Origin of the sequence: Chitinophaga polysaccharea (assembly GCF_007829335.1) — a bacterium.
In the GTDB taxonomy this organism is placed as follows: domain Bacteria; phylum Bacteroidota; class Bacteroidia; order Chitinophagales; family Chitinophagaceae; genus Chitinophaga; species Chitinophaga polysaccharea_B.
In genome coordinates this window covers 165,063-189,138 of the sequence record NZ_VIWO01000010.1, presented here as the reverse complement: position 1 = coordinate 189,138, position 24,076 = coordinate 165,063, and the positions used below count along the sequence as shown (strand labels likewise).

Here is a 24,076-nt window from a genome sequence, read left to right as displayed (position 1 = left end):
TTTTAGATAGTTTAATCACCTTAACCTTCAAAAGATTATCTTATGAAAAGAATGACTTCCTTTTTGTTTGCTACACTCATTCTTGTCGGCACTTTCAATTTGAAAGCGGTTTGTGCATCCAGACAACCGGTGTTTGCACCAGGATTACAGGCGTCGGCTTTATCATGGAATTTTATTTATGCCTTTGGTAACGGACCTGTACCTGGCTTAAGTTGGTCAGGTAATTATCTGTATATCACTACCGGCAGCTACGTAGTATATTCTGCTAACGGATATGCCTTCCTGACACCTTCTACCCCGGTTTATTGTAATGCTGAAGATAATGCAAACACCTATGTACAGGTTTTTGTGAGCGGCAGCAGTAATGTTTCGTATTACGATTTTCAGTCGTACTAAAAACACCGGCGCTTCCTTTTATGGAGTGAAGAAGAACAGTCTTTCACAACTATCCCGTTTTTTGTGGACCGACGGCGTGGTGTTAATCGCCATTGAGGTCACTGTTATGTATTTGGGTATAGCCTTTAAACTTCATTACAACATCATGGTATTGCAGGTATTCAGTACCTTTGTCGGCCAGTATTGGATCTACGAGTAGCGTAACTTGTTGGTAATGTACTTCTACGGCAGCGCCTCTGATTAAATCTTTATAAATCCATCATCAAGTAGTTACATTTTGGTTCGATGCGTATTTTTTAGTGCGTAATACGAACACTGATCTGGTGAACATTATCGTATGCCGGGAGAATGTACCTGGCCAGTAAGTCAAAAGCTCTTTTGGCCTTCCAGGAATTATAGTTCCCCTGCGTGAAGACTACGACTAAATTCAGTCGTTTTATGATCATGATATATTGGCCGCCATTTCCGGAAGCGAGTTGGATTTCTTCCCCGTACGTTGGGGTCTTAATATTTTCCGTATACCAATAGTATCCGTAATAGGTTTGTTGTGCGGTGGCAACAGGTGACCGGCTGCTTTTCATAAATGAAAAGCCGGGTATAGGAATCAAAGTCTGGCGGGAAGCATTCAGCCAGGATTCGGAGACTATGCGGTGATCTTCCCATATTCCATTTTGTGCTACCAACATTCCGATTTTCAGCATATCTGCGGGCCTCATGTAAAATGACCCGGCAGTCATGCCATGGCCGGAAGGATCAACTGTCCACCTGTAATTGGTGATGCCCATGGCGTGAAACAGGTACTTTTCTGCAAATTCCATGACAGGCATTTTTGCAGCCTGGCTAATAATACCACCAACAATCATGGGGTCACAGGAGGTATAGGCCCAAACTTTGCCAGGGGGATTTTTCATCGGCAGATGGAGTGAAAATTTAAGCCAGTCTTTTGTAGCCACCATATCAGTTTCACAGTCTTTGCCATCATTAAACTCTTCGCAATCAAATCCGGATTGCATATTCAGCAAGTCTTTTATCGTCATGTTTTTTTTAAGAGAGTCGCCAGCGGTGAAATCAATATAGCCGGGAAAGAAAGAATAGACCTTTTGATGAACATTTTGAATAAATCCTTTATCAATAGCAATGCCCATTAATAAGCTGGTAATTGATTTAAAGGAAGAACGTAAGTCGTGTAGTGAGTCTCTTGCCCAGCCATTAAAATATTGTTCATAGCACAGGATACCATCTTTTGAAATCAGGATACTATGAATATCTGTGTACTCATTTGCTGTTATCACAGCCGTTAAACTGTCTGAAAGATCTCGTTGTGCAGTGTTCAAGCACTGGCATAAACTGGTATAATAAAAAAACGAAATCGTAAACAGGAGCAATACAATCTTTTTCATGGCAGGTAACGGTGAGCCTTATGACAATAAAAATTTGCAACTATGTTTTCTAATGCTGTTAGTGTAGGGTAATTAAGTTGTATCCAAAAAAGATGATGACAACCTGCGCCTGCACTTGTATTTCGTTGTTTGCCATGTCGGGAATGAATGCCATGGCGCAGGTAAGCACCAATAATATGGATACACCGATCAGAATCAGCTTTATTTCATATTTCCTGTTCATAACAGTTGATGAAAGCATCGGGAGCTGATTTCGTCCAATCTCTGCGAAAGGAGCTTACTTTTTCACCAGCGAGTCGGCAAGGGCAATTGTTTGATTTTGTTGTGTGATAAACCCTTTCAGCTGTTTTGTGTCCGGTAAGTTATCTTGTTGGTATTTTTCAATAACGGGCAAGGTTCTTACAATCTTCAGTACCTGGTGAAGGTCTGATATGCTGGTTTCGTTTTCCGCGAGTGTTTTCAGCAATTCACTGTGTTGCACCGTGCGCGCCTGATATGTTGTTAGGTGGTTAGCAATTAAAAGTTTCATTTTATCTCTGAGCAACGAATCGCTAATGGCGGAAATGTTTCTATCTGCTGATCTGAAATAGGATTGTATTTTGCCATTAAACTTATCAAATAATTCCGTTGAGTCCTCTTTGCTGTTATTAAGGCCGTCAATGTTTACTTCCAGTCTTTTTAAAGCAGCGTCTTTACTGACAAGTTCATCGTAAAGACTTTCAACTAAATCGACACCATCCCCTCTTTTTGAAATGATTTCAAAAGAACTTTTGTCTTCAAGTGCTTTGGGTGAGTGTGGTGGAGGAGGATTTTGTACACGTATATTGTGACAGGAAAAAAGTGTCAGTACAAGAAATGCTGATAGGTATATTTTCAGTGTCATATAAGGAATAATAGGTTAATGAGCCTTGACGCATAATCGGTTGCTAATAACGATCTTGCACTAAATATAAGAAAGAAAAAACAATACGCCCCTAAATACTTAGCGGTTTGTTTCCGAAGGGCAATTGAACACGCACTTCTTTATACATGATTTTCGTCACAAAAAGGCCTGACGTCCCTCATTTATTTCACAGATAAAATCATCTTTCTTTGAGAAAAGTTGAGAAATGCCTAATTATTTCACTAAGCCTTCAAAGTCAGCTGAAGCGGAAGTAACCGGCGCCATTAAGCAATGGGCTTATTCTTTAACAGATAAGGACAGTCTGGACCCTTTATTTGAAAGGATTGGTGAGTCCCGGATTGTGATGCTCGGTGAAGCATCTCATGGAACACATGAGTATTACAATTGGCGTAGTTATATTTCCAGGCGGCTGATTGAAGAGAAAGGGTTCAATTTCATTGCAGTAGAAGGAGATTGGCCCGACTGTTACCGCCTGAACAGGTATATAAAGAATTATGCTGAAGAAGGGAAAGGTGCATTTAAGGTGCTGCATGCTTTTAATCGTTGGCCAACATGGATGTGGGCGAATTGGGAAATCGTTGCGTTGGCCGACTGGTTACAGCATTACAACCAGGCGTTACCATTAAACAAGAAGGCAGGGTGCTATGGGCTGGATGTTTATAGCCTGTGGGAGAGCATGGAAAGCATTATGCAATACCTTGGGAAAACAGATCCGCAGGCACTTAAAGCGGCGGAAGAGGCATTTAAATGTTTTGAACCTTATCGATATGACGAGGGGCAGTCATATGCAAGAGCAACGCAGTTTGTCCCGGAATTGTGTGAAAATGAAGTAGTGCATTTGCTGAAGGAGATCCGTGCCAAACTCCCTTCTTACAATACAGATCATGAAAATGTACTTAATGCCGAACAAAACGCTTTAGTGATGGTAGATGCGGAAAGATATTACCGTGCAATGATTCATGGCGGTCCGCACTCCTGGAATATTCGTGATGATCACATGGCTCAGACGCTTGACCGGCTGCTGAAATACCATGGTGAAAAAAGCAAGGCCATTATCTGGGCGCATAATACACATGTAGGAGATGCCCGGGCAACTACTATGAGTGAGGAAGGGATGTATAATATCGGGGAGCTGGCCAGGCTAAAATATGGTGATGATAAGGTGGTACTGGTGGGTTTTGGTTCATATAAGGGCACTGTAATCGCGGGAAGCAGGTGGGGAGCATCCATGCAAAAAATGCAGGTCCCGCCTGCTTTTGAAGGGTCATGGGAGCATTTGTTGCATACTGCGGGTAATCATAACAAATTACTGATAATGAGTGATTTTAATCACGATGTTTTTATGGAGAACCATATTGGCCATCGTGCTATAGGAGTGGTTTACCATCCGCAATATGAAAAGTACGGAAATTATGTGCCTACCATACTTCCCTTGCGGTATGATGCTTTTATTTATATCAATGAAACAACAGCGTTACATCCTTTGCATATTCAACCGGATGGTCATCAGATGCCGGAAACATTTCCTTTTGGCGTTTAAATAGTGATGATGCTCGTCTGCAGGAAGGATGGTAAGGAGTACGGAAACACAGGTATGATCATAATCAGCATCACTATTGAGAAGGATCATTTTTCCCAGGGGGATAAAATGAATAACAGCTTTTGTTTTTATCACCCAATAGTATTTTTTAAAATTATAATTTTTATGAAGAAGATTATTGCTGCACTGGATGTACTCTATTTTTCGGAGGAACAGGTGGAAACTTTTAAATATATAGCAAAGGAAACACAAAGTCCTTTAACAATTTTATGTCTGGATAATATTATCAGTGAGCTGATGCCAATGGGCAGCGTAGATCCGGAAGGTTATGCTTATAGTTATGAGCAGATTTCTGCTGAAAAAAAGGCTGCTATGGAGGCGCGGCGGGATAATAACCTGAAATGGCTACATACAATCTGCGATAGCGGTAATACAGAGATCGAATTAAAGGACACTGCCGGAATAGCTGCAATAAAAATAATTGAGGAAAGCAGGTTTGCCGATCTCTTACTGATTAACAACAGTACTTCATTTGCTACTTTGTATGATACAAATCCGCCCCGGTTCGTAAAAGACCTGCTGGCTGACGCCGAATGCCCGGTGATGGTTTTACCGGATAAGATAACGCCCATCCGGGAAATTATATTCTCCTACAACGGAACATTTTCTTCTATGTATGCTATCAAACAGTTTACCCAGCTTTTCCCCGGATATGCTGATATGCCGGTAAAAGTAGTATATGTGGCAGAAAAAAAGGAAAGGTCCATCCCCTGGGCATCCAAGCTTCGTGAGTACCTGGACAGGCATTATGATGCTGTTGAATATATCACACTGGAAGGGGAGCCAGCAACGGAATTTCTTGCCATGCTGATTCATAGAAAAGATTGCCTCATAACTTACGGAGCTTACGGCAGAAGCGGGGTTTCCCGGTTTTTCCGGAGAAGCCATGCGGATAATATTTTAAGGACGGTCAATATACCGGTATTTATTACTCATCCCTGAAATATCTTTTTGTGAAGTGCTTTGGGGTTTATTACAGTTTTTTCATTGATCAACTATCTGGTTATGATTAATAAAGTAGCTGGGGAAGCCAGTAAAACGGAAACTATAAAGACCATTTACGCCCGGCGCGCTGTCAGGAAGTATAAAGACAAACCGGTAGACAAGAAGTTGATAGAGCAGATACTGGATGCCGGACGAATGGCGCCCTCGGCGATGAATAAACAGCCCTGGAAATTTTATGTGCTCACCAACAAAGAAATGATACATGCTGCCTCCAAAGAAATAGCTGGTGTTGTACTCAAAGGTACTTTGAAATCGGGAGTATCCGGAATTGCCGGGGTGTTAAAGGCAGCGTCCGGGCTTTTACATTTCGCCCATGGCATTGATTTTAACACCATCAGAGATCCTGTCTTTTATGGAGCGCCCGTGGTCATATTCCTAACCGCTCCGAAGAATAATGAATGGGCTTCTTTGGATATCGGATTATGTGCGCAAAATATTATGCTGGCAGCAAAGTCATTGGGTCTTGATACTTGTCCTGTTGGTTTCGGGACTTATGTGGAGAAAACCCGTATTTTTCCCAGGTTGCAAATACCTGCGGCAGAGAAAGTAAAACTGACTATTATTCTGGGCTATGGTGACGAATCGCCGAAAGTGCATAAACGAATAAAGGATAATCTATTATTCATTGAATAAAAATTTAGTCATGGAAAAGATCTTTGAAAACAAAGTAGCCATAGTTACGGGGGGAAGTTTTGGAATTGGCCGGGCAACAGCGGTAGCTTTTGCAAAGAGAGGTGCAAACGTGGTGATCGCAGATTGGATAGAAGATGAAGAACAGTTGACCTTAAAACAAATTGAAGCGGCAGGTGGCAACGGCTTTTTTGTAAAATGTGATGTGTCGAAACCAGGTGATATAACAGCCGTAATTGATAAAGCCTTTTCCGCCTATGGTCGCCTCGATTTTGCATTCAATAATGCCGGGATAGAAGGCATATCTGCCGTAACGCAGGAATGTACCCAGGACAATTGGGAAAGGACCATTGCGATTAACCTGACAGGTGTTTGGTTATGCATGAAACATGAGCTGTCTCACATGATCAGGCAGGGTAGAGGGGCCATTGTTAATTGTGCATCTGTTGCAGGCCTGATCGGATTTGCCGGGCTTCCCGCATATGTGGCCAGCAAGCATGGAGTGATTGGCCTCACCAAAACAGCCGCATTGGAAACAGCAAAGCTGGGAGTACGTGTTAATGCGGTGTGTCCCGGAGTAATTAGAACCGCCATGATCGACAGAATTACAGGGAAAGACAAAGTGGTGGAGCAACAATTTGTGAATATGGAGCCAATAGGCCGGTTCGGAGAGCCTGAAGAAGTGGCGGAGGCGGTTATCTGGCTCTGCTCAGATGAGGCCTCTTTTGTGACCGGACATGCCATGCCGGTTGACGGAGGATGGATTGCTGCCTGAAAAAAATTTCTATGACCAGCCTGGATGAATAGCAGCCAGAGATGAATAGAGTTTATTATTTTGCCAAGATCGGCATTAATCATTGTGTTGACATATCTCATTGGAAAATAAATTGAAATAAACGTTTTTCATAAAAAGAATTGTTATGGAAAAGAAAAAAAATGTAAAACCATCAGAAGTTCCAATTCCATCAAATCCGGAAATTGTGCCTGATACATCGCCAGGGGGGCCTTTATTGCCAGGTACACCGGAGATTGCACCTGAAGAAGACCCAAACGAGCCTGTGCAACCGGCAGAAATACCGCAACCCGGACAACAAGTGTTGGGTATTTTCAGATTATGAATTCTTTCCCGTCAGCAGCAACATCGAGTATTATACTGTCGTGATTTAACGCGTTGATCTTCATTTTTCCGGCAGACGGATCCTTTACAAACCAGGCTCCAAAATGCATGAAGATCAGATGGTTGGTATATTTTCCGAAGAAATCAATAAGATTGGGAACACCGGTGTGACCAAACAGGCGACCATCTGCACTTTTTCGTACAATCCCGCCCCGCCTCAAATGGCTGGCTTCCGTTATCACTACGTCGAGTCCCGCGAGATAGTGGTGATATGGTTCGGGAATGCTGACCATATCACCTGTATAGAGAAGCCTTTTATTCTTTTTTTCTATCAGATAGCCCTGCGATTTAACCTTGATACTGTGAACAGTCGGAATGGGAGTTATCTTATAGCCGTTTTGAATAAAAGTAGCAGACACTACATGGATATTTTTTGATTCCCGCCAGGGCTCCGGCGAAAAGACAGGCATTGGGAAGTTTAAAGTTGTTTTCTCATTGATGAAATAGGCGTGATCAGGGTGCAAATGCGTCAGGAGCACACAGGAAGGAGCATATGACAGATACTCTTTCTCTCCCATGTCACACAAAATTTGGTCGTCTATCAAAATGCCGGAATGTTTTCGGTATTCCGGATGGGTTACTTCGATCTGACCTATAGCGCCTAATATTTTGATCCGCATAGCGCAAAGCTTTCCTTCGCGAAGATATCCCTAAAAAAGGAAAGAATAAGAGAGAAAGCATTAAACAAAGAGTGAGTGCCGCTGACTTGAATCATTCAAATAGAAGAGATCATATACAATAAAGCGTTAGCAGAAGATAAAATTGGCACTATGCTCCCGTGTAATGTAATTGTTCAGGAAAAGAAACCGGGAAAGATTGAAGTATCAGCCCATCAACCCGACAGTGTCTATGAAGACCATACTAAACAAAGATTTACACAAGATAGCAGGAGAAATAAAGGACAAATTAAAGAAAACATTAGAGCTGGTATAACATAAAGTCTTGACATGAGAGGCAACGGTAAATTTAGTACCCGTTATCCGGCCTTCAGAATATACGCGGTTAAAAGTATTCACCGGTAGCTATGGACAAGGATTTTAACCTAAATAAAAACAGGACAAACGGGAATGAATCTCATTTGTCCTGTCAAGTCGGGATGACTGGATTCGAACCAGCGGCCTCTTCGTCCCGAACGAAGCGCGCTACCGGGCTGCGCTACATCCCGTTTGGGGTGGCTAATTTAGTAAATTCCCCCAATTATTTCATCGGATTTTTTTCGGTACCAGCGATCGGTGTACTGTTTTGTGCTACTTCTTCTGCCGTGAGCCCGTACATAGGGGGCGTTTTTACGCCCAGCAGGTTCAGGTAAATATATAGTTCGCCGCGATGGTGAATTTCATGTTCTACCATGGCGCGCATCCATTTCCATCTGCGCATTTCTACATGGCCGGGTGTGGTGCATTTACGTTGCAGGTCTGCATCGCTCAGTTGCCGGAATATGGCGAGTGATTGTTGGTGTAGTTCATTGAAGAAGGCAACCACGTTGTCGTAGCCGTCGGCCAGGTCTTTGCCACAGCCTTGGTAGGCGCTGGGGCGACCGGCGATGGTTTCTGCAAACATATACCTTTCGATGGTGGCAATATGCCGGATTTGGTCGCCGATACTGAATTTTCCCGGCTTGTACGACCAGTCAAGCTGATCGGGCGGCACTACGCTGATGAGCCGGAGGGTACGTTCCCGTACTTTGTCGTAGTAGTCGAGAAAGGGTGGTATGCTAAGGATTTCCATGGCTTATTTGCTGGCTTTTATGAGGGTGATTAAAGAGGTGGCGACTTGTGTTTCCTTACCGTTATTCCGGATAAAAAGATCGGTTTGTGCTACTGTAATAGTGGCGCCTCCCTTGATCACGGAGGCTTTGGCGATGAGCATTTGACCTTTCGCCTGGCGCAGAAAATTGACCTTAAATTCTATGGTGAGAAAGGAAACATCTTCCGGGTAAAGTGTGGTGGCGGCGTAGCCTCCCGCGGTATCGGCCAGTGCGGCAATGACGCCCCCATGAAAAATGCCGGAAGTACGCAGGAGGAAATCGGTGGGAGGTACGGCAATAGCGATAGATCCGTGATCGATGTGTTCGATGTGGGCGCCATAAAATTGCATGAGCTTTTGCCGGCCAAAACTAGCGTTGATTCTTTCGCTGATCTGTAGGTCTAACATATGTGTCGTTTCAGGAAAGATAGGCATTTCGGGGCTATTTGTAAGGCTTCCGTTAAAGGTTCGTTAACAAGGCAACAATTAACGAACATTACTCGTATTAACTATAAACAACTGTTATGAAAAAGATATCTTTCTCCCGCCTATGGAGGAGACAGTGGATTGCATACAGTTCTTTATTTTTTGCTGTATGTATGGCTGCCTGTAGTGGCGGGGGCTATAATAGTGGTAACGGTAACCCTGGCGGAGGTAATACTTATACCGTTAGTGCAACATTGACCGGCGCACAGGAAACGCCTGCCAACAGTAGTACCGGTACTGGTACGCTTACGGGTACTTATGATCCTGCAACCTATAAGCTCAGCTTCACCCTCAGCTGGAGCAAAATCAGCGGAGTGCCTACAGGTATGCACTTCCACGGGCCTGGTGCAGCAGGTGTGGCAGCCCCGGTGGTATTTGCCATCACAGGTTTTCCTGCCGCCGTTACCGGCACAGTGTCCGGAACAGTAACGCTTAGTGCAGGCCAGGCAGGCGATCTGCTCTCTGGTAAATGGTATGTAAATATCCATACCGCAAACTTCCCCAACGGGGAAATAAGAGGGCAGCTTTCGACCTCGGTAATGACCACCAGCCCGGGAGGAACGCCAGGGTATTAGCTTAAACAAAAGGATGCTTCAGGCAATGGAGGCATCCTTCTGGCTGTTATTTTGAACCCTTTTCCACGCTTTTTATATCTTCTTGCCTGTTTTGCTTAAAGTCGAAGTGATCAAAGGCAGGAGAGGAGGGAATCTGCAAGGTATAGCTGTCGAGTATGCTCACGGTAATTACCACATCAGCAATGGCTACATCCACGATATGACCGCCTGCATCCCGGGTATCCGACAGGTAATGAAAATGATATCCCGCGATGTTGGTGTTATCCATGTACGCCGGTAAACGATAGCCTACCAGGTCGCCTGTACAGGCATTGAATTGAAAGAAATGTTGCAGACCTAACATGCCCGCCAACGGCGGGTATGGTGCCTCATGTACTGGCGGAAAAGCCCTTGTTTTCAGGTGGCTGAACTTACCCTTGATATGAATGGCATACAGGCCGTTCATATTTGGTAAAAGGCTGTCCAGGTAATGATATAGGGCCGCTTTGTCCATCGACTGATGCACGGTGAAAGTCAGGTCGGTATGAAAGAAATTGACCATGCTGAAAGGCGTCAGCTGCCGTCGGTGCAACACTTCCGTAGTTTTTCCCGTATATTGTGTCTGGTAGGCCTTACCATCTAAAAACAGTAGCTCTCCGTCTATTTTATCCGGCGCGCCGAGGCCAAAATCTCCTTTTGTCACAAGGGAGTCTATCGGGTAAAATCCATCATACAGGCCGCCCATCAATCCACTGGCTACTCCTGCGGTAAAGAGCTGGTGATGTGTGGTATCTTTTACCGGCTGCCCGGCAGGAGTGGATAGTGTTAGCAGCAACGTTAAAATAGGGAAGTACATGTTCGTTGGTATCGTTGAAATATGATAAAATACCGGAAAGGTAGAAAAAAAATAAAAGAGAAGAAATGTAAAATCGCCCACTGTCACAGGCCCACGGAAAGTTACTATCTTTGGATAACCGGCAGCTGCCGGTTGTTAACTTCCCAGGTATGAGATACATTATTGGTTTATCCGTTTTATTATTGCTGATCATGGAGTCACCTGTACAAGCCCAGAAAGCTTTCCCTGTAATACCCGGCTATTACAATGCCAGCCGTATGGAAGTAGCAGAAGAACTATGTGTGTTTGACAATAACCGCTTTGTATACGCCATGAGCTACGGCGCCCTCGACCAGTTTGTGAAAGGCGTGTGGATACAGCAACACGATACTATTTACCTTTCTACCGACCCCGTGAAAAGTAAATATGTGGTCACGTCTTCCACAGATAAAAAAGTCCCGGCAGGGAAACTATTGCTGGTATTTAAATTCAACTACCGGCATGCACCGTATATTAATTTTAGCTTCTCTCCCCATCCCGCGCCCACAGATCCTCCCGCGATGACCCAAACGGCCGAAGGTTTCGAAACGCTTGTCAACAGCCCCGCATCGCGGCATTTATACCTGGTACATACGATGTACGATACCGGATATTCGGAATATATCCTGCCGGATAAAGTCAACAAATTATACATTGCTCCGGGGGATGGCCTGGGCAAACCTGTCTTCCAGAATATCCCCTTCCTGGTGGGCGACAGCTGCTTAATCAATATCCGCGACGAAAACCGCCGCTTCAGCTACCAGGGACCGGTAGCCGAAAAAGATAAAGTATTGGCCAGCCCAGGCAATGAACAATAGGCGCTATTTTTCTGCTGGAATGGCAGCGGTGGTGTAAGGACACAGGAACTGCCAGTTGAGCGACTCATACAGGGCCTTCCCTTCCGGCGTAGCCACCAGTAAGCCTTGCGAAGCCCCATTTGCCAGGGCTGCTTCTTCCAGGGCTTTCATGACAATACTCCCGAGCCCCCGGCGCTGATGGTCGGGCTGTGTGGCAATGCGGTCGTAAATAGCATAGCCATCGGTGATGGCTATACGACCAACGGCGGCTTCTTCTCCACCTGTTGTCAATAAGCGGACAATGAATACAGGAGCTTCCGTGATCACTTCCAGGCGATACCCTGGCGGAAGGGGATGCTTGGGCGCGCTCATAGGACCCGGACAAGCCATCATAAAAGCATGTGTGGTGATTTCCCAGGGAGCTGGCAACAGTGCGGCCAATGCGTCTGCTGGCGCACAAACTTTAATAAACACATAAGGCTCATGAATAGTGGTGGCCAGCGTATGACATTCCTGGCTTAAAGCAGGAAAAACATAACGTGTTTTGGCATCTGCCCAGCCCAATTCCGTCCGGAATCCGCTGCCATAAGGCACGGGTGGTGGCACTTCACGGGCCAGCGACCAGCCCTTTACCCAGGTTTCAACAATGTGTGGAGCTACTACGTCGGCCATCTGTATCAGGTGATTGTTTTGGTTCAATAAATCACGACGCGAATATAAGCCTCCCGGAAATCACAGACCAATTTTTTACAGGAATGTTAGCCCAAGTAAAGAGATGATGCTGCCGGCAGATTTGGTGCGTAATAATCAGGATCGTAAATTGATTATTAAATTATTATTTTCGCAAAGCGTGAAAACCACCTCATGGAGCAAGTACAAGTTGGCAAATGTGTGTATATTCTCAGTACAGGCAAAAATGTGTATAAAATAGGCAAAACCCAGGACCTGCATAAGCGGCTGGCTGCCTATCATACCCACCTGCCTGTCATGTTCCGCGTTATCCGGCAGTACGCCGCCCTCAACATGACCGACCTGGAAGAAAGCCTGCACATCGTTTTTCAGCATAAACGCGTAAAAGGAGAGTGGTTCGAACTCAGCAAAGACGACCTGATCATCTGCGACAACATTGCCCGCAATTATGCCCTCCAATCCCTGCAAAAACAACAACGTAAATACAACGATATCGTTTTTAGCGATAACCCATTGCTACAGGTGATGGAAGCCAATGAAAAGTACCTGATGGACTATTCCCGCATCGCAGATGATGTGGAGCTGGGACTCAACAACGACGAAATCTTCCAGCTGCACGAAGGCACCGTAAACAAGGCTATTATTGATACAGTGAGGAGATTGCTGAAATATCGTACTCCCAATTCCGCATTCCTGGGCAAATGGCTGCGTGTGGTCAATGAGCTGAGCAATGGCACCAGCGAAGCCCTCATCCTGCAGAAATACAAAAATGAAGTGAGTCGCGGTACCATACAGATGATCAAAAGAATCCTGCGTAACCAGTTATATTAATCAACATCACCTGAAATTTCTGCCCTCCGGGAAAATTTTTCCTTGTTGCGGCTGGTCCTTGCTAACGGCAGGCGTAGCGCTGGCAGGCGCCTCAGCCCCTATAGGAATTAACCGTTGCAGCAGTTTGGTGAAATTGTAGCAATGTTGCACTACCACATGCACCACTTCCCCTTCCCGTTGTAATTTACCTTCTACCATGAGCAAACGTGATTGCACAATTTCTTTACGGTAATGGGTAAACAGTTTTTCAAATACCACCAGGTTGCAACAGCCGGTTTCATCTTCCATGGTAATAAAACAAACCCCGCTGGCCGTACCAGGCCTTTGCCGTACTAATACCAGCCCGGCCACTTTCACGAAAGCGCCATCGTCTATGTATTCCAGGTCTTTGGCCGTCAGCACCTGCAATAAATTGAGCTTCTCCCGGACAAAGCTCACCGGGTGGGCCTTTAATGAAAGCGATAAGGCGCCGTAGTCATGAATCACCTGTTCGGCAGCCGTCATTTCAGGTAATTGCACGCCGGCTTCTGCGACGCTTTCCGCTGTTTGCCCGGTAAACATACCGGTAGGACGGTCATGCAGGGCGGATACTTCCCATAATGCCCGGCGACGATCGAGCCCTATAGAGTTGAAGGCATCGGCATCTGCCAGCTTCTCCAGGGTATTGTGGGATACGCCCGCCTCCCGGAGCGCCGGAATGTTCTGGTAATGGGTGGTACGACCTGAAAGCAGGCCGGCAATATCTTCTTCCTTGATGCCTTTTACCTGGCGGAAACCCAGCCGCATAGCCCGGTATTTACCGGAATGCTCTTCCAGGTTGTTGTCCCACAAAGAAAAATTAATATCTACAGGCCTTACTTTAACCCCGTGCTTCCGGGCATCAATCACTATTTGCGCCGGCTGGTAAAAACCCATTGGTAAACTGTTGAGCAACGCACAGGCAAATACATCCGGGTAATAACATTTTAGCCAGGAAGATACATATACCAGCAACGCAAAGGATACAGCATGACTCTCGGGAAAACCATAACTCCCAAAGCCTTCCAGCTGTTTGAAAATACGCTGCGCATATTCCGCATCATATCCATTTTGCACCATGCCATCTACCAGCTTTTTCCTGAACTTACTAACCTGCCCGCCGGATTTGAAGGTAGCCATGCTACGTCGCAGTTCATCGGCTTCCGATGCGGTAAAGCGGGCCGCTACCATTGCAATTTTCATGGCCTGTTCCTGGAACAGCGGTACACCCAGCGTTTTTTCCAGGATCGGTTCTAGCTCTGGCTTAGGATATTTTACTTCTTCCTCCCCATTCCGTCTACGCAGATAAGGATGCACCATGTCGCCCTGTATTGGACCAGGACGAACAATGGCCACTTCGATCACCAGGTCATAAAATTTGTTAGGCCTTAACCGGGGCAGCATCGATTGCTGCGCCCTGCTTTCTATCTGGAATACGCCAATAGTATCGGCATGACTCACCATTTCATATACCGCCCCATCATCCTGGGGGATATTGGCTAATGTAAGATGGAGATCATAGTGCTCACGGGCCAGGTGAAACGCTTTGCGGATACAGGTAAGCATACCCAGGCCTAATACATCTACCTTCAGGAATCCCAGGGCTTCAATATCATCTTTATTCCATTCAATATTGATCCTGTTTTCCATACGTGCATTCAGCAGCGGGCACAGGTCTGATAATTTTCCCTGGGTGATGATAAAGCCGCCGGTATGTTGTCCCAGCTGACGGGGAAAGCCGATCAGCTGATCGGTTAATTCCAGCACTTTGCGCAGGTGAGGGTCTGCCGGGTTAAAACCCTGGCTGGATAGCTGTTTGCCTTCATACCATTCATCGCTTAGTTCCCACATCGTATCAGACAGCCGGTTAATCATATCTACCGATAATCCCATGGCCTTTCCAACATCGCGTACAGCCCCTTTGCGCTGTAGCTGCGTTACGGTAGCTACAATAGCGGCCCGGTCCCGCCCGTATTTATTGTAGATGTATTGAATAACTTCTTCCCGGCGTTCATGTTCAAAGTCTACATCAATATCCGGTGGCTCATTACGGGCAGAAGAAAGAAAGCGTTCAAAGAGTAAGTCGAATTTGGTGGGATTAACAGACGTAATGCCCAGGCAGAAGCAAACCGCAGAATTAGCCGCGGAGCCGCGTCCCTGGCAAAGTATATCCTGGCTGCGGGCAAATCTTACAATATCATATACTGTCAGGAAATAGGATGCATAATTCATCTCTTCGATAAATGACAGTTCGCGTTGGATATCTTTTTTTATGCCGGCAGGAATATCGTTTCCTAATTTTTCTGCAGCGCCATTCCAGGTTAAGTATACCAGTTCTTCCTGCGGCGTACGTCCTTCGCTGGTGAGTTCTTCCGGGTAGATATACCGGAGAGAGCTGAGGGAGAACTGGCAGGCCTGGGCTATTTCCTGCGCACGACGGATGGCATCGGGGTATTGCCGGAATAAGCGCTGCATTTCCTGTGGAGGTTTCAGGTATCGTTCTGCATTTTCGTGTAGCCGGTAGCCGGCATTGTAGATGGTACATTTTTCCCGGATGCAGGTAAGGATATCCTGTAGTTGCCTGCGTTCGGGATGATGGTAGTGTACATCGTTGGTGGCCACCAGGGGAATATGTAGTTTTTCTGACAGCTGTGAAAGCCGGAATAATTTTTTAAAATCATCTCCCTGGTAAGTGCGGGTAGCGGCCAGGTACAGCTGTTTGCCCAGCGCCTTCCGGTATTCCTGCAGGGCGCTTTTAAAGGTATCTTCATAGTCGAAATTGGTGTTGAGGGCTGTTGGTGCCAGGGCAATAAAAATCATCCCTTCGGCATGTTCATATACATCTGCTTTGTACAGGTGGCATTGCCCTTTTTCTGCCCGGAGGTTTCCTTTCGTCAGTAAGGCCGATAGGTGGCTGTAAGCATCCTGGTTGGTAGGGTAGGCCAGCAGGCTGGGGCCGTCCAGCAGCTGAAGCTGACAGCCGGGAATAATACGTATATGCTTTTCCTTTGCCGCGGTATGTGCACGTACAATGCCTGCCAGGCTGTTGATGTCTGTAATGGCGATGGCCGTATATCCCAGTTCTATAGCCTGTTCTACCAGTTCCTCGGGATGAGAACCGCCACGCAGGAAGCTGAAGTTGGTGGTGACTTGTAACTCTGTGTAATGCATACGCTGCTATTTCATTCATCACGCAAAAAATCCATGAATAAACCATTGATGTGGCTGGTCTACATCATAATGCCCCAGCCGAAAAAGCCAGTAGCGCTGGCCTTTTTCATCTTCCACACAATAATAATCGCGGTGGGCGCCTGTTTCCAGCCACCATTCCCGCTCTATCCGTTCGGGGCCGTCTGCTTTTTTTACGCGGTGTAGTTCTCCTTTGTAGCGGAATAGCATAGGAGGATAATCCGGAATGGGAGCGGAGACTTCAATAAGCGCCGGTTCTGCTAATAGCCGGATAGGCCTTGGGCGGTCTGTTCTCCAGGCAATGCCCGGGCTCTCCTGTAGGCTGGGCGCTTGTTTGAAAGAACGTTCCGGCCAGTGATGCTGATCGGGCAAATACCGGTGTACAATACCGGCGCCTATTTTACCGGTAAGGCGGTCGAGCAGTTCTGCCACCATCCTGTCATCGAGGTTGCCGGCGCGCGACCACAGCGCTTCCTGCGCTGTCGATACCGCTTCCACCCTGGAAGCTTCCAGTACAAATAATTCGATGCCCAGCCCTGGTGCAATCTGCGAAATATGCTGGTCAAACAGTTTGAAGAGGTGCCGGCTGTTGTGGGAAGGACGATTGGTGCCGATACTCACTTCCTGCACCTCGTTGTCTACCCGGTAACATTTGAGCCGGGCATTACGCAACCCTTTTTCTTCTTTTTGTAATCGCCTGCAAAGTGCTTCCAGCAGCCGTTCTAAGGCGATTGTGATACCGGTGGCGGTCATAATAGGCTCCAGGCTGGGCAGCCGTTCTTCATAAGGCTCTGGGCGTTGCAGTGGCGCTGGAATTTCGGGTTCCATGCCCAGCGCCTGGTCAAGCCGTTGCAGTAAACCTTGCCCGAAACGCCTGCGTAGGGCGGATCTGGGCATGTTAATGAAACTGCCTACCTGGTAAAGTCCCAGTTTATGTAAGCGCTCCAATACTTCCGGGTCCAGTCGCAATGCAGCAGGCGGCAACGGTAAAAGGTGGGCCTGTTGTTCATACGGAGGTACTACCGGTGTTACACGTCCATAGCGGGCTACCGCCCAGGCAGCGCCGATGGTGTCGGCGATGGCAGCTCTTACATCATAGCCGAAATCTCTCAGCCGGGAGCGTATGTCTTCCAGGTAAGGTACTTCACCACCCCAGAGGTGTGAGCATCCGGAAATATCCAGTATTAGTCCATCGGGTGGATCTATGGCTGCTACCGGCGTATAACGGATACACCAGTGCCCCAGCGCGGTCAGTAATTTTTCGGACAGGCCGGCTACTTCATCCAATACCTGTAAGGAGGGGACCAGGGCGCGGGCATCTGCCACCGCCATGCCGGTATCTATTCCCTGGGCTTGCGCGGGGATGTTGGCCGCGGTAATTTTCATCCGGCCATGATCCGGCGCTGCCAGCACAAAAGGTACCTCGCGTAACTCCGGCTGCCGGCGGATAGACCAATCCGTTTGCAAATGGCGGAACCATATGGCAATAAAGCGGGTCGGCATATTATCCTATTTTACGAAGCGGTGTTAGCGGAAGTGCTGTAACAGCTTCAGGAATGATGTGAAAGCGGTTATCATACCAGGTAAGCCGCCAGGTGCCAGGTTTGCCGCTGCGCATTTTCAACAGCGCTACCTGCCAGGAAGGAAAGCCCGGTCCGGGCATGCGTTCTTCCTGTTCACTCACCAGGGGCGTAATCTGCCACCGGGCTACACAGGTGGTGCTGGTCAACTGCCGGGGCTGGTGCCGGTGCACAAAGCCCGTTACTTTACTCTGTTCTACCGCCAGCTGCAAACGCCGGGAGGCCGTAAAACTGATTTCTTTCAGCTCACCTACTACTGCTGCCAGTCCATTACACTTCAAGGCTTCTTCCATAGCCCACAACGCATCTTTATCGCGGGATACATCTACAAAAACCACCTGGTCAGGTGCAATACCAAAATGCTGCAAGGCTGGTGGGAAAATCATCCGGTTAGTACTAATCCAGATACAGATACCGCCTTCCTGCATCAGGCAGCCCAGTATGCCACTAAGAAAACCTGAAGTGGCTGCCGCATCTTCGGCGCCCATGCTGATCAATTCATGTATATAACCGGTAGGAAATACTCCCCCCGGAAAAGCTTCTCTCAACGGCCCAAGTCCTACATCCACCGCGGCATTATTTAATGTCGGTTGGTGCCCCTGTAAAAGAAGAATATCTTTTTGCAATTGTGCGATGATATCTGCTTTCGTGGTAGGCATCTCTAAAATTATAAGCTAATTATTTTAGCAAAAATACTAATTATTTTAGTTTAAATTGAATATTATTTTTTGCCTTTTGATAGTGATTAGGAGAGAAGAATTTAGGCGGGCACGCAAAGAAAAGGAGCAAAGATTTTTATAAAATTCTTTGCTCCTTTTCTGCTTTACGAGAGAAAATATTATTTAAAAACTAAACGCTACTTTAGTAAACACCCGCATCCCATTAAATCCCATCTGCACAGCATCCCAGGGACCGCCGGTTTCTCCGTCGTAAGCAGACAACTTGGCGCCGGGAACATATCCGAGGGCAGGATGTACATTGAAAATATTGTCAGCGCCCAGGAACCAGCTGATATGTGAAGAAAACCGGAAGCTGGCATACAGGTCGGTCACTGCTTTACCATTGTAGTTGAACTGCTCCGGCACCAGGGTACCGTCGCTATCCAGCGCTACAAGGGGACTAATACCGGTGCCTTCCAGGTTAGGATCGCCGGGCAGCCCGGTACCTTCTTTCGCTGGATCGCCGGCAAAGCCGTATCCCAGCAATACAATTTTACCGTAGTAGGTAACGCGGGCGCCCACACTGAATTTATGAATACCATATTCCAGGTTTAAGCCCAGCTTTACCGGCGGCGCAGATGCCAGCACAAAATGCTGTTCCCGCTCACTGAAAAATTCTCCCCTGTGCAGGTAGCTGTCATTCAGTTTGTCAGGCACATTAATCTTGTCGATGTCCATATGTTGCAGGTTGCCGGTAAACAACGCCCGGAAGTGCTGATCGTTCCATTTCTTATTGTAGTCTATCACGATATCCACGCCATAGTTGGTGGTATTAACAGCATTGGCGAAGAACTGCGCATTGTTGATCCTAAGTGAATTGAGCGTATCCCGGAATTGCGGATCGAGTGTAGCATCACTGGCATCAAATTGCCCGGATAATACAATACGGTCTTTCACTTTTACGAGATAACCATCTATGGTGATGGTCAACGCATTGACCGGCTTCCACGAAAAGCCAAGGCTCGCGTTCACGGATTTTTCCTGCTTCAGATCAGGAATGCCGGCAGCTTTGGCAATAGAACTGTAGTTGGGCGCAATTTTTACTTCTGTGATACGGCCTCCCTGAACGTTGGTAAATTGAGAACTGTAATTGATCTGTTGCAGGGAAGGCGCCCGGTAGCCGGTACTAACGGAACCGCGTATATTAAAATGAGGCGCTACCTTGTAACGGGCTGCCAGCTTATAGTTGCTGGTAAACCCAAAGTCGCTGTAATTTTCGGCCCGGATCGCAGCGCCCAACAGGAACTTCGTAGTTATATCCCATTCTGCATCTACATAACCGGCTATGTTGGAGCGTTTGGCATTTACTACGTCAGTAGGCCGGTACCCTGGAAATCCCTGTGCACCGCTGGCCTGTAGCGTATCGGGGTCAAAGTTGCGCCAGGACTTTTCTTCGCCCGCATAAATCTTATAGTTTTCATACCTGTATTCTGCACCCAGCGCCAGGTTGAATCCGGCGCCCAGGTGAGGAATTTCTTTGGTGAAGGTGAGGTTGGCCGTATTTTGCAGGAAGGAAAAGCCGCCATCATCGAAATGAGTAGGACTGGCAGTACCTATCAATGAAGCATTGAAGGTCTTGTCGCCATAGAAGTGAAAATCATTTCTGCCAAATGTATTGCTGAGATCCCATTTCCAGTTGTTTCCCAGGCTACCCCTTACGCCGGCAGCCAGCGAAGCATCCTGTATATGTGTTTGTATATGCGGGTTGAAAATGGTATCTGGTTGATCGCCGGGAGTAGGAATACTTTCCATAATGCCGGGAACAAAAATAGCGTTGCCATTTTTCTGTGTAATGGGAAAACGGTTTGGATGCCCGCTGGCTAATGGGTTGTAGCCATGCAATGTTCTCGTATAGGCGTAGGCGTCGGATGCTTTATAATTATAACCACCAAACGCATATACCGTGGTATTGCTATGTGCTACGGGGATTTCCATATTCAGCATACCGCCGCCGGTGGTTACGGAGCCATCGCCATGAGCGCGCCGGCCGGTATTGATAGGCAGTCCGCCGGCACTCGTTAAGTTAGTATCCAATACCTGCCGGAATGTTTTGCCTTGTCGCAGGAAATTGCCCGACAGGTTAATAAATCCGCCATTTTTACCAATTGGGAAGCCGTAGTTGGCGCCAATGGTAATGGTATTACCGTCGATAGCGCCGGCAGACTCATATTGGTTTAAACTGCTCTTAAAATGCGTATTAAATTTATGATCGTAATAACCTGCATAGCCGGTATTGATGGTCAGATGATTCACATCTTTTTTGAGGATAATATTGATTACACCGGCAATAGCATCGGAGCCGTATTGTGCAGAGGCGCCATCGCGCAGGATTTCTACCCGGTCAATCGCTGACTCCGGGATGGCATTCAGATCGGTGCCGGAATTACCGCGACCACGTGTACCAAATACGGATACAAAAGCGGTTTGATGCCTTCGTTTTCCATTGATTAATACCAGCGTTTGATCGGGACCTAATCCCCGCAGTGTGGCCAGGTCTATCTGGTCGGCGCCATCACTACCGCTTTGTTTGTTGTAGTTAAAAGAAGGAGCGGCTGCATTGAGCAGAGAGGTGAGTTCCATTTTAGCGCTGGGTAGCCCTGCCTGGTTCACGCTGATCACATCTACCGGTACCGGGGTTTCTGTTTTGGCCCGGCCGCCGCTACGGCTACCCACTAATACCACCTGTGTAAGCTCCGCTACTGCGGGTACCAGTTGTACATTTATTTCCGTTCGCCCATTAATACTCACTTCCTGGGTATTGAAACCTACGGAACTGAATTCAAGTGTACCGGTCGATGGCGCATCGAGCGTGAAAATACCGTCTTTATTGGTTTGGGTTCCTTTAGGGGCAGACTTTACCCTAACGGTAATACCCTCCAATGGTGCGCCGCTGCCGGCATCGGTAACTTTCCCGCTGATTTTCTGATTTTGGCTGAATAAATAACCTGCACATAGCATGAGGATGGCCAGGCAAGGTAGCAGTTTGAGGTTCATATAAGGAGGATTTCAGATAAGTTAAGGAAAAAAAGCCAGACTAACGTAAAAAGTCGGAGAGAAAGCGCTATTTATTTCCCTAATTTTGAACGAGTCTAAATGACCATGCTATGAGTTTTTTAAAACATATTTCAGGAAAAGACCATCACCCCGGTAATCCTGCTACTACAGTACAAGCGCTGCTGGAGCAATACGGCGGCACCAGCCTCGATAAACAACATAATCTTTACGATGTCATTGGTGAACATAATTGGGATGCCGACCTGGATGCAGGCACTATCAGCTTCGGGGAAGGAAAAGTATTTCCTTTGCAGGTACTGGGTACTTTTTCACATAGCGCTCAAACCTGGTTATGGGCCTGGGCCAATGCCCAGTCGGCCATTCCGCCGGCTGTGCTGGAACAAGCCTTACAGTTAAAAGCATATGGTGTGCAACACAATATCGACCTGTTTACCCGCCCCGATTTTGATGCGGAAGAAAACGACCTTCACCGCATTGGTATGATTGCCGCCGGGATATTCGATGCCAGCGCCTACTACCTGGCCGATTATGGACAGGGCATTTTGCTGGCAACGATCAACAGCGAACAGGTAGACCTCGCAGAACGCAATAATCTCGCACGCCCCCTGTCTGTTTTTCCCCAATTGATCAGCTTTTTTGAAATGAATCATAAAAACGCGTTCTCCAATTACCTGGCCCAGATAGGCTATACCATTGAAGAACGGCCCGACGCGTTAACAGCTACCTGGAATGGTCACACCATTACCGCTTCTTTTGATGAGCAGTCGAGGCTTACACAGCTGAACGGCCAAAACCAGTCTATTGCATAAAAGATATCAGCTATGAAATTATTTGGTCCCGGCGCCGAGCTAACGGAACTGGCTACACGAATCATGAATGAAGACCTGGCAGCACTGGAAAATGAGCGCTCGGCAGGATGGGATGTGAATGCCGTCTTTCACGTAACCCGGCATGTAGATGTGCCGCCCCTGACCCTGGCCCTGTCAGCGCATAAAATCAAAGTGATTCACTGGCTACTGGAAAAAAATGCAGACGTTAACAACAATGATTATCCTGCACTGATTACCGCAACGGCCAGTTGTAAACCAGCCATCGTGCAATCGCTGATCGATAAAGGCGCAGTTGTAAATCAATCGGATAAAGTAGGTAAAACAGCCCTGAGCACAGCGTTATATGGAACACGATATGATAATATCCCCGTATTGCTGGCCAATGGCTATAACCTGGCAGCAGATGGCCGCTCATTGCGCCAGGCTGTTTCCAACCGGCAATACCCCGCTATTAAAATACTGCTGGAAGCTGGCGTGGATGTTAACCTGCACCAGCCCGATATGGTATTCCCTTACAATCCAACACCGGTATGCGTAGCCGCGCAGAACAACGATTTCAATACGGTGAAGTTACTGGTGGAAAAAGGTGCGGATGTAACCATTAAGGATAAGTATGGAGAAAGACCTTACAACGCCGCAGTAGCCAATAAAAATGAAGAAATGATCGCTTATCTCAGGGCCCTGGAACCCCCGGAATGGCACGAGGAAGCGCAAAGGCTGGCAGCGCTGAAAAAGTATAAAATTCCGGCTAAACTACTGGCGTTGCTGAAAAGCGACCATCGCCGTATGGAAATTCCGGGAAACGAGTATGTAAGTTATATTGAATTTAATCGCATTGTAGATCTCAAAGAAGTAAATTGGAACAAGCATACCTTCCTGGATCTCTTGTCAGACGCAGATAATTACGGCGCAGAGGGCCTGCTGGTCTGGTATCCCAAAAAGAAATGCCTGGCATCTGCGGATTATGAACATGGGGAGTTAAAAGAATTGGGAAGCGTGGAAGATTTTCTTCGCAATCCGGGAGAACAGCTGAATAGTATATTTGAATAGTTGTTTTAGCAGGAGTGCTGGTCATCCGGTCGGCACTCCCGCTAAAGCACTTCTATTTGGCCGCCGCAACCAGTATGCCTTCCAGGGCTGGATCTGCACCTTTCTTTTTAGCACATCGGTAGTTCGATATATTGTGCTATCACCGGTTGTAAAGCTGCGTGCAGCAAAGGTATCAGTTGTTTTACTTCCTCAGGATCGGTAAGTGCGCCGATGGTATCGCTGCCTTTATAATGCATATCGACATCGCTGAAATCATCATCAGACGTATACAGGTACATTTCCCCATTCTTATACACAAACCGGGCGAAGTCAAATATGCCCGCTTGTAACCCGGATTGTTTTATAATGGCGGCAGCATCCTTTTTTTGTTTAATTCCGTTAATAATACGCACATGCCATGAGCGATGTCTTTGGCAATGGTTTCCAGCTTGTTGGTCATTCACATTGGTTTGGGCTACAAATAGGGCGGCAATTTAGAGATTTATTGTTTGAAAGAGAAATAGGGCAGCGATGTATCCGTTTACCCGGTACCCGGCCGATATTTTTTTAAGCCGGTTAAATTTCATATTTTTAAGTATATAGGCT

General features: G+C 46.8%; 25 protein-coding genes and 1 tRNA gene. 12 read left to right on the top strand and 14 right to left on the bottom strand.

Annotated elements, in window-relative coordinates; all coding sequences use genetic code 11:
* Positions 1-42: 42 nt before the first annotated feature.
* Positions 43-396 carry a hypothetical protein gene (locus FHW36_RS26545; RefSeq protein WP_145673744.1) on the top strand — a complete coding sequence of 118 codons (354 nt, stop codon included), beginning with the start codon at positions 43-45 and terminating at the stop codon, positions 394-396.
* A gap of 296 nt (positions 397-692) precedes the next feature.
* Here FHW36_RS26545 and FHW36_RS26540 read toward each other — a convergent pair whose 3' ends face one another.
* The 3 genes from FHW36_RS26540 to FHW36_RS26535 all read right to left on the bottom strand — a co-directional run bounded on the left by FHW36_RS26540 (position 693) and on the right by FHW36_RS26535 (position 2,679).
* Positions 693-1,688, bottom strand: coding sequence for a serine hydrolase domain-containing protein (locus FHW36_RS26540; RefSeq protein ID WP_186452613.1), 996 nt, complete (start codon positions 1,686-1,688; stop codon positions 693-695).
* Between the two features lie 166 nt (positions 1,689-1,854).
* Positions 1,855-2,019, bottom strand: a complete 165-nt coding sequence (locus FHW36_RS30615; protein ID WP_186452612.1) for a hypothetical protein — start codon at positions 2,017-2,019, stop codon at positions 1,855-1,857.
* 54 nt (positions 2,020-2,073) lie between these two features.
* Entirely contained in the window at positions 2,074-2,679 is a 606-nt protein-coding gene (locus FHW36_RS26535) for a hypothetical protein (protein ID WP_145673738.1), read from the bottom strand.
* A gap of 226 nt (positions 2,680-2,905) precedes the next feature.
* On the opposite strand from FHW36_RS26535, the gene FHW36_RS26530 reads away from it, so the two are divergent.
* The 5 genes from FHW36_RS26530 to FHW36_RS26510 all read left to right on the top strand — a co-directional run bounded on the left by FHW36_RS26530 (position 2,906) and on the right by FHW36_RS26510 (position 7,053).
* Positions 2,906-4,240, top strand: coding sequence for an erythromycin esterase family protein (locus tag FHW36_RS26530; RefSeq protein WP_145673736.1), 1,335 nt, complete (start codon positions 2,906-2,908; stop codon positions 4,238-4,240).
* Positions 4,241-4,405: 165 nt separating this feature from the next.
* Complete coding sequence (locus tag FHW36_RS26525) at positions 4,406-5,242, top strand: universal stress protein (RefSeq protein ID WP_186452611.1); 837 nt, start codon at positions 4,406-4,408, stop codon at positions 5,240-5,242.
* A gap of 63 nt (positions 5,243-5,305) precedes the next feature.
* Positions 5,306-5,938, top strand: coding sequence for a nitroreductase (locus FHW36_RS26520; protein ID WP_145673732.1), 633 nt, complete (start codon positions 5,306-5,308; stop codon positions 5,936-5,938).
* A gap of 10 nt (positions 5,939-5,948) precedes the next feature.
* Positions 5,949-6,710: an SDR family oxidoreductase gene (locus FHW36_RS26515; protein ID WP_145673711.1), complete on the top strand. Its 762-nt coding sequence runs from the start codon at positions 5,949-5,951 to the stop codon at positions 6,708-6,710.
* 145 nt (positions 6,711-6,855) lie between these two features.
* Positions 6,856-7,053, top strand: a complete 198-nt coding sequence (locus FHW36_RS26510) for a hypothetical protein (protein WP_145673709.1) — start codon at positions 6,856-6,858, stop codon at positions 7,051-7,053.
* Here the strand turns inward: FHW36_RS26510 and FHW36_RS26505 are convergent.
* Positions 7,043-7,732 (bottom strand): MBL fold metallo-hydrolase, encoded by a 690-nt coding sequence (locus FHW36_RS26505; RefSeq protein ID WP_145673707.1) that lies wholly within the window; start codon positions 7,730-7,732, stop codon positions 7,043-7,045. The genes FHW36_RS26510 and FHW36_RS26505 overlap by 11 nt on opposite strands.
* A gap of 90 nt (positions 7,733-7,822) precedes the next feature.
* Here FHW36_RS26505 and FHW36_RS26500 point away from each other — a divergent pair, with 90 nt between their 5' ends.
* Positions 7,823-8,050, top strand: a complete 228-nt coding sequence (locus FHW36_RS26500) for a DUF302 domain-containing protein (protein WP_394349246.1) — start codon at positions 7,823-7,825, stop codon at positions 8,048-8,050.
* Between the two features lie 153 nt (positions 8,051-8,203).
* Here the strand turns inward: FHW36_RS26500 and FHW36_RS26495 are convergent.
* The 3 genes from FHW36_RS26495 to FHW36_RS26485 all read right to left on the bottom strand — a co-directional run bounded on the left by FHW36_RS26495 (position 8,204) and on the right by FHW36_RS26485 (position 9,266).
* Positions 8,204-8,277 (bottom strand) — tRNA-Pro (locus FHW36_RS26495).
* Between the two features lie 32 nt (positions 8,278-8,309).
* Positions 8,310-8,840, bottom strand: a complete 531-nt coding sequence (locus tag FHW36_RS26490) for a DinB family protein (RefSeq protein ID WP_145673705.1) — start codon at positions 8,838-8,840, stop codon at positions 8,310-8,312.
* A gap of 3 nt (positions 8,841-8,843) precedes the next feature.
* Positions 8,844-9,266, bottom strand: coding sequence for a PaaI family thioesterase (locus FHW36_RS26485; protein ID WP_186452610.1), 423 nt, complete (start codon positions 9,264-9,266; stop codon positions 8,844-8,846).
* 116 nt (positions 9,267-9,382) lie between these two features.
* Between FHW36_RS26485 and FHW36_RS26480 the strand changes: the two genes are divergently transcribed.
* Positions 9,383-9,919: a CHRD domain-containing protein gene (locus FHW36_RS26480; protein ID WP_145673701.1), complete on the top strand. Its 537-nt coding sequence runs from the start codon at positions 9,383-9,385 to the stop codon at positions 9,917-9,919.
* Between the two features lie 46 nt (positions 9,920-9,965).
* Here FHW36_RS26480 and budA read toward each other — a convergent pair whose 3' ends face one another.
* A complete protein-coding gene (gene budA, locus FHW36_RS26475) occupies positions 9,966-10,754 on the bottom strand; it encodes an acetolactate decarboxylase (RefSeq protein ID WP_145673699.1) in 789 nt (262 codons plus the stop codon).
* Positions 10,755-10,903: 149 nt separating this feature from the next.
* Here budA and FHW36_RS26470 point away from each other — a divergent pair, with 149 nt between their 5' ends.
* Entirely contained in the window at positions 10,904-11,590 is a 687-nt protein-coding gene (locus FHW36_RS26470; RefSeq protein WP_145673697.1) for a hypothetical protein, read from the top strand.
* A gap of 3 nt (positions 11,591-11,593) precedes the next feature.
* Here the strand turns inward: FHW36_RS26470 and FHW36_RS26465 are convergent, their stop codons facing one another.
* Entirely contained in the window at positions 11,594-12,268 is a 675-nt protein-coding gene (locus tag FHW36_RS26465) for a GNAT family N-acetyltransferase (RefSeq protein ID WP_145673695.1), read from the bottom strand.
* 165 nt (positions 12,269-12,433) lie between these two features.
* Here FHW36_RS26465 and FHW36_RS26460 point away from each other — a divergent pair, with 165 nt between their 5' ends.
* Positions 12,434-13,090 (top strand): GIY-YIG nuclease family protein, encoded by a 657-nt coding sequence (locus FHW36_RS26460; RefSeq protein ID WP_145673693.1) that lies wholly within the window; start codon positions 12,434-12,436, stop codon positions 13,088-13,090.
* 6 nt (positions 13,091-13,096) lie between these two features.
* Here the strand turns inward: FHW36_RS26460 and FHW36_RS26455 are convergent, their stop codons facing one another.
* The 4 genes from FHW36_RS26455 to FHW36_RS26440 all read right to left on the bottom strand — a co-directional run bounded on the left by FHW36_RS26455 (position 13,097) and on the right by FHW36_RS26440 (position 21,590).
* Positions 13,097-16,279, bottom strand: coding sequence for an error-prone DNA polymerase (locus tag FHW36_RS26455; RefSeq protein WP_145673691.1), 3,183 nt, complete (start codon positions 16,277-16,279; stop codon positions 13,097-13,099).
* Between the two features lie 18 nt (positions 16,280-16,297).
* The gene (locus tag FHW36_RS26450) at positions 16,298-17,800 is read right to left on the bottom strand and encodes a Y-family DNA polymerase (RefSeq protein WP_145673689.1); all 1,503 of its coding nucleotides are present in this window, start codon (positions 17,798-17,800) and stop codon (positions 16,298-16,300) included.
* 1 nt (position 17,801) lies between these two features.
* The gene (locus FHW36_RS26445) at positions 17,802-18,536 is read right to left on the bottom strand and encodes an ImuA family protein (RefSeq protein WP_145673687.1); all 735 of its coding nucleotides are present in this window, start codon (positions 18,534-18,536) and stop codon (positions 17,802-17,804) included.
* A 183-nt stretch (positions 18,537-18,719) separates the two neighbouring features.
* Positions 18,720-21,590, bottom strand: coding sequence for a TonB-dependent receptor (locus FHW36_RS26440; RefSeq protein WP_145673685.1), 2,871 nt, complete (start codon positions 21,588-21,590; stop codon positions 18,720-18,722).
* Between the two features lie 110 nt (positions 21,591-21,700).
* Here FHW36_RS26440 and FHW36_RS26435 point away from each other — a divergent pair, with 110 nt between their 5' ends.
* Both FHW36_RS26435 and FHW36_RS26430 read left to right on the top strand, forming a co-directional pair.
* On the top strand, positions 21,701-22,420 hold the full coding sequence (locus FHW36_RS26435) for a DUF6882 domain-containing protein (RefSeq protein WP_145673683.1): 720 nt from the start codon (positions 21,701-21,703) through the stop codon (positions 22,418-22,420).
* A gap of 12 nt (positions 22,421-22,432) precedes the next feature.
* Complete coding sequence (locus FHW36_RS26430) at positions 22,433-23,491, top strand: ankyrin repeat domain-containing protein (protein WP_145673681.1); 1,059 nt, start codon at positions 22,433-22,435, stop codon at positions 23,489-23,491.
* Between the two features lie 107 nt (positions 23,492-23,598).
* Here FHW36_RS26430 and FHW36_RS26425 read toward each other — a convergent pair whose 3' ends face one another.
* On the bottom strand, positions 23,599-23,883 hold the full coding sequence (locus FHW36_RS26425) for a DUF6138 family protein (RefSeq protein WP_145673679.1): 285 nt from the start codon (positions 23,881-23,883) through the stop codon (positions 23,599-23,601).
* Between the last annotated feature and the right edge of the window lie 193 nt (positions 23,884-24,076).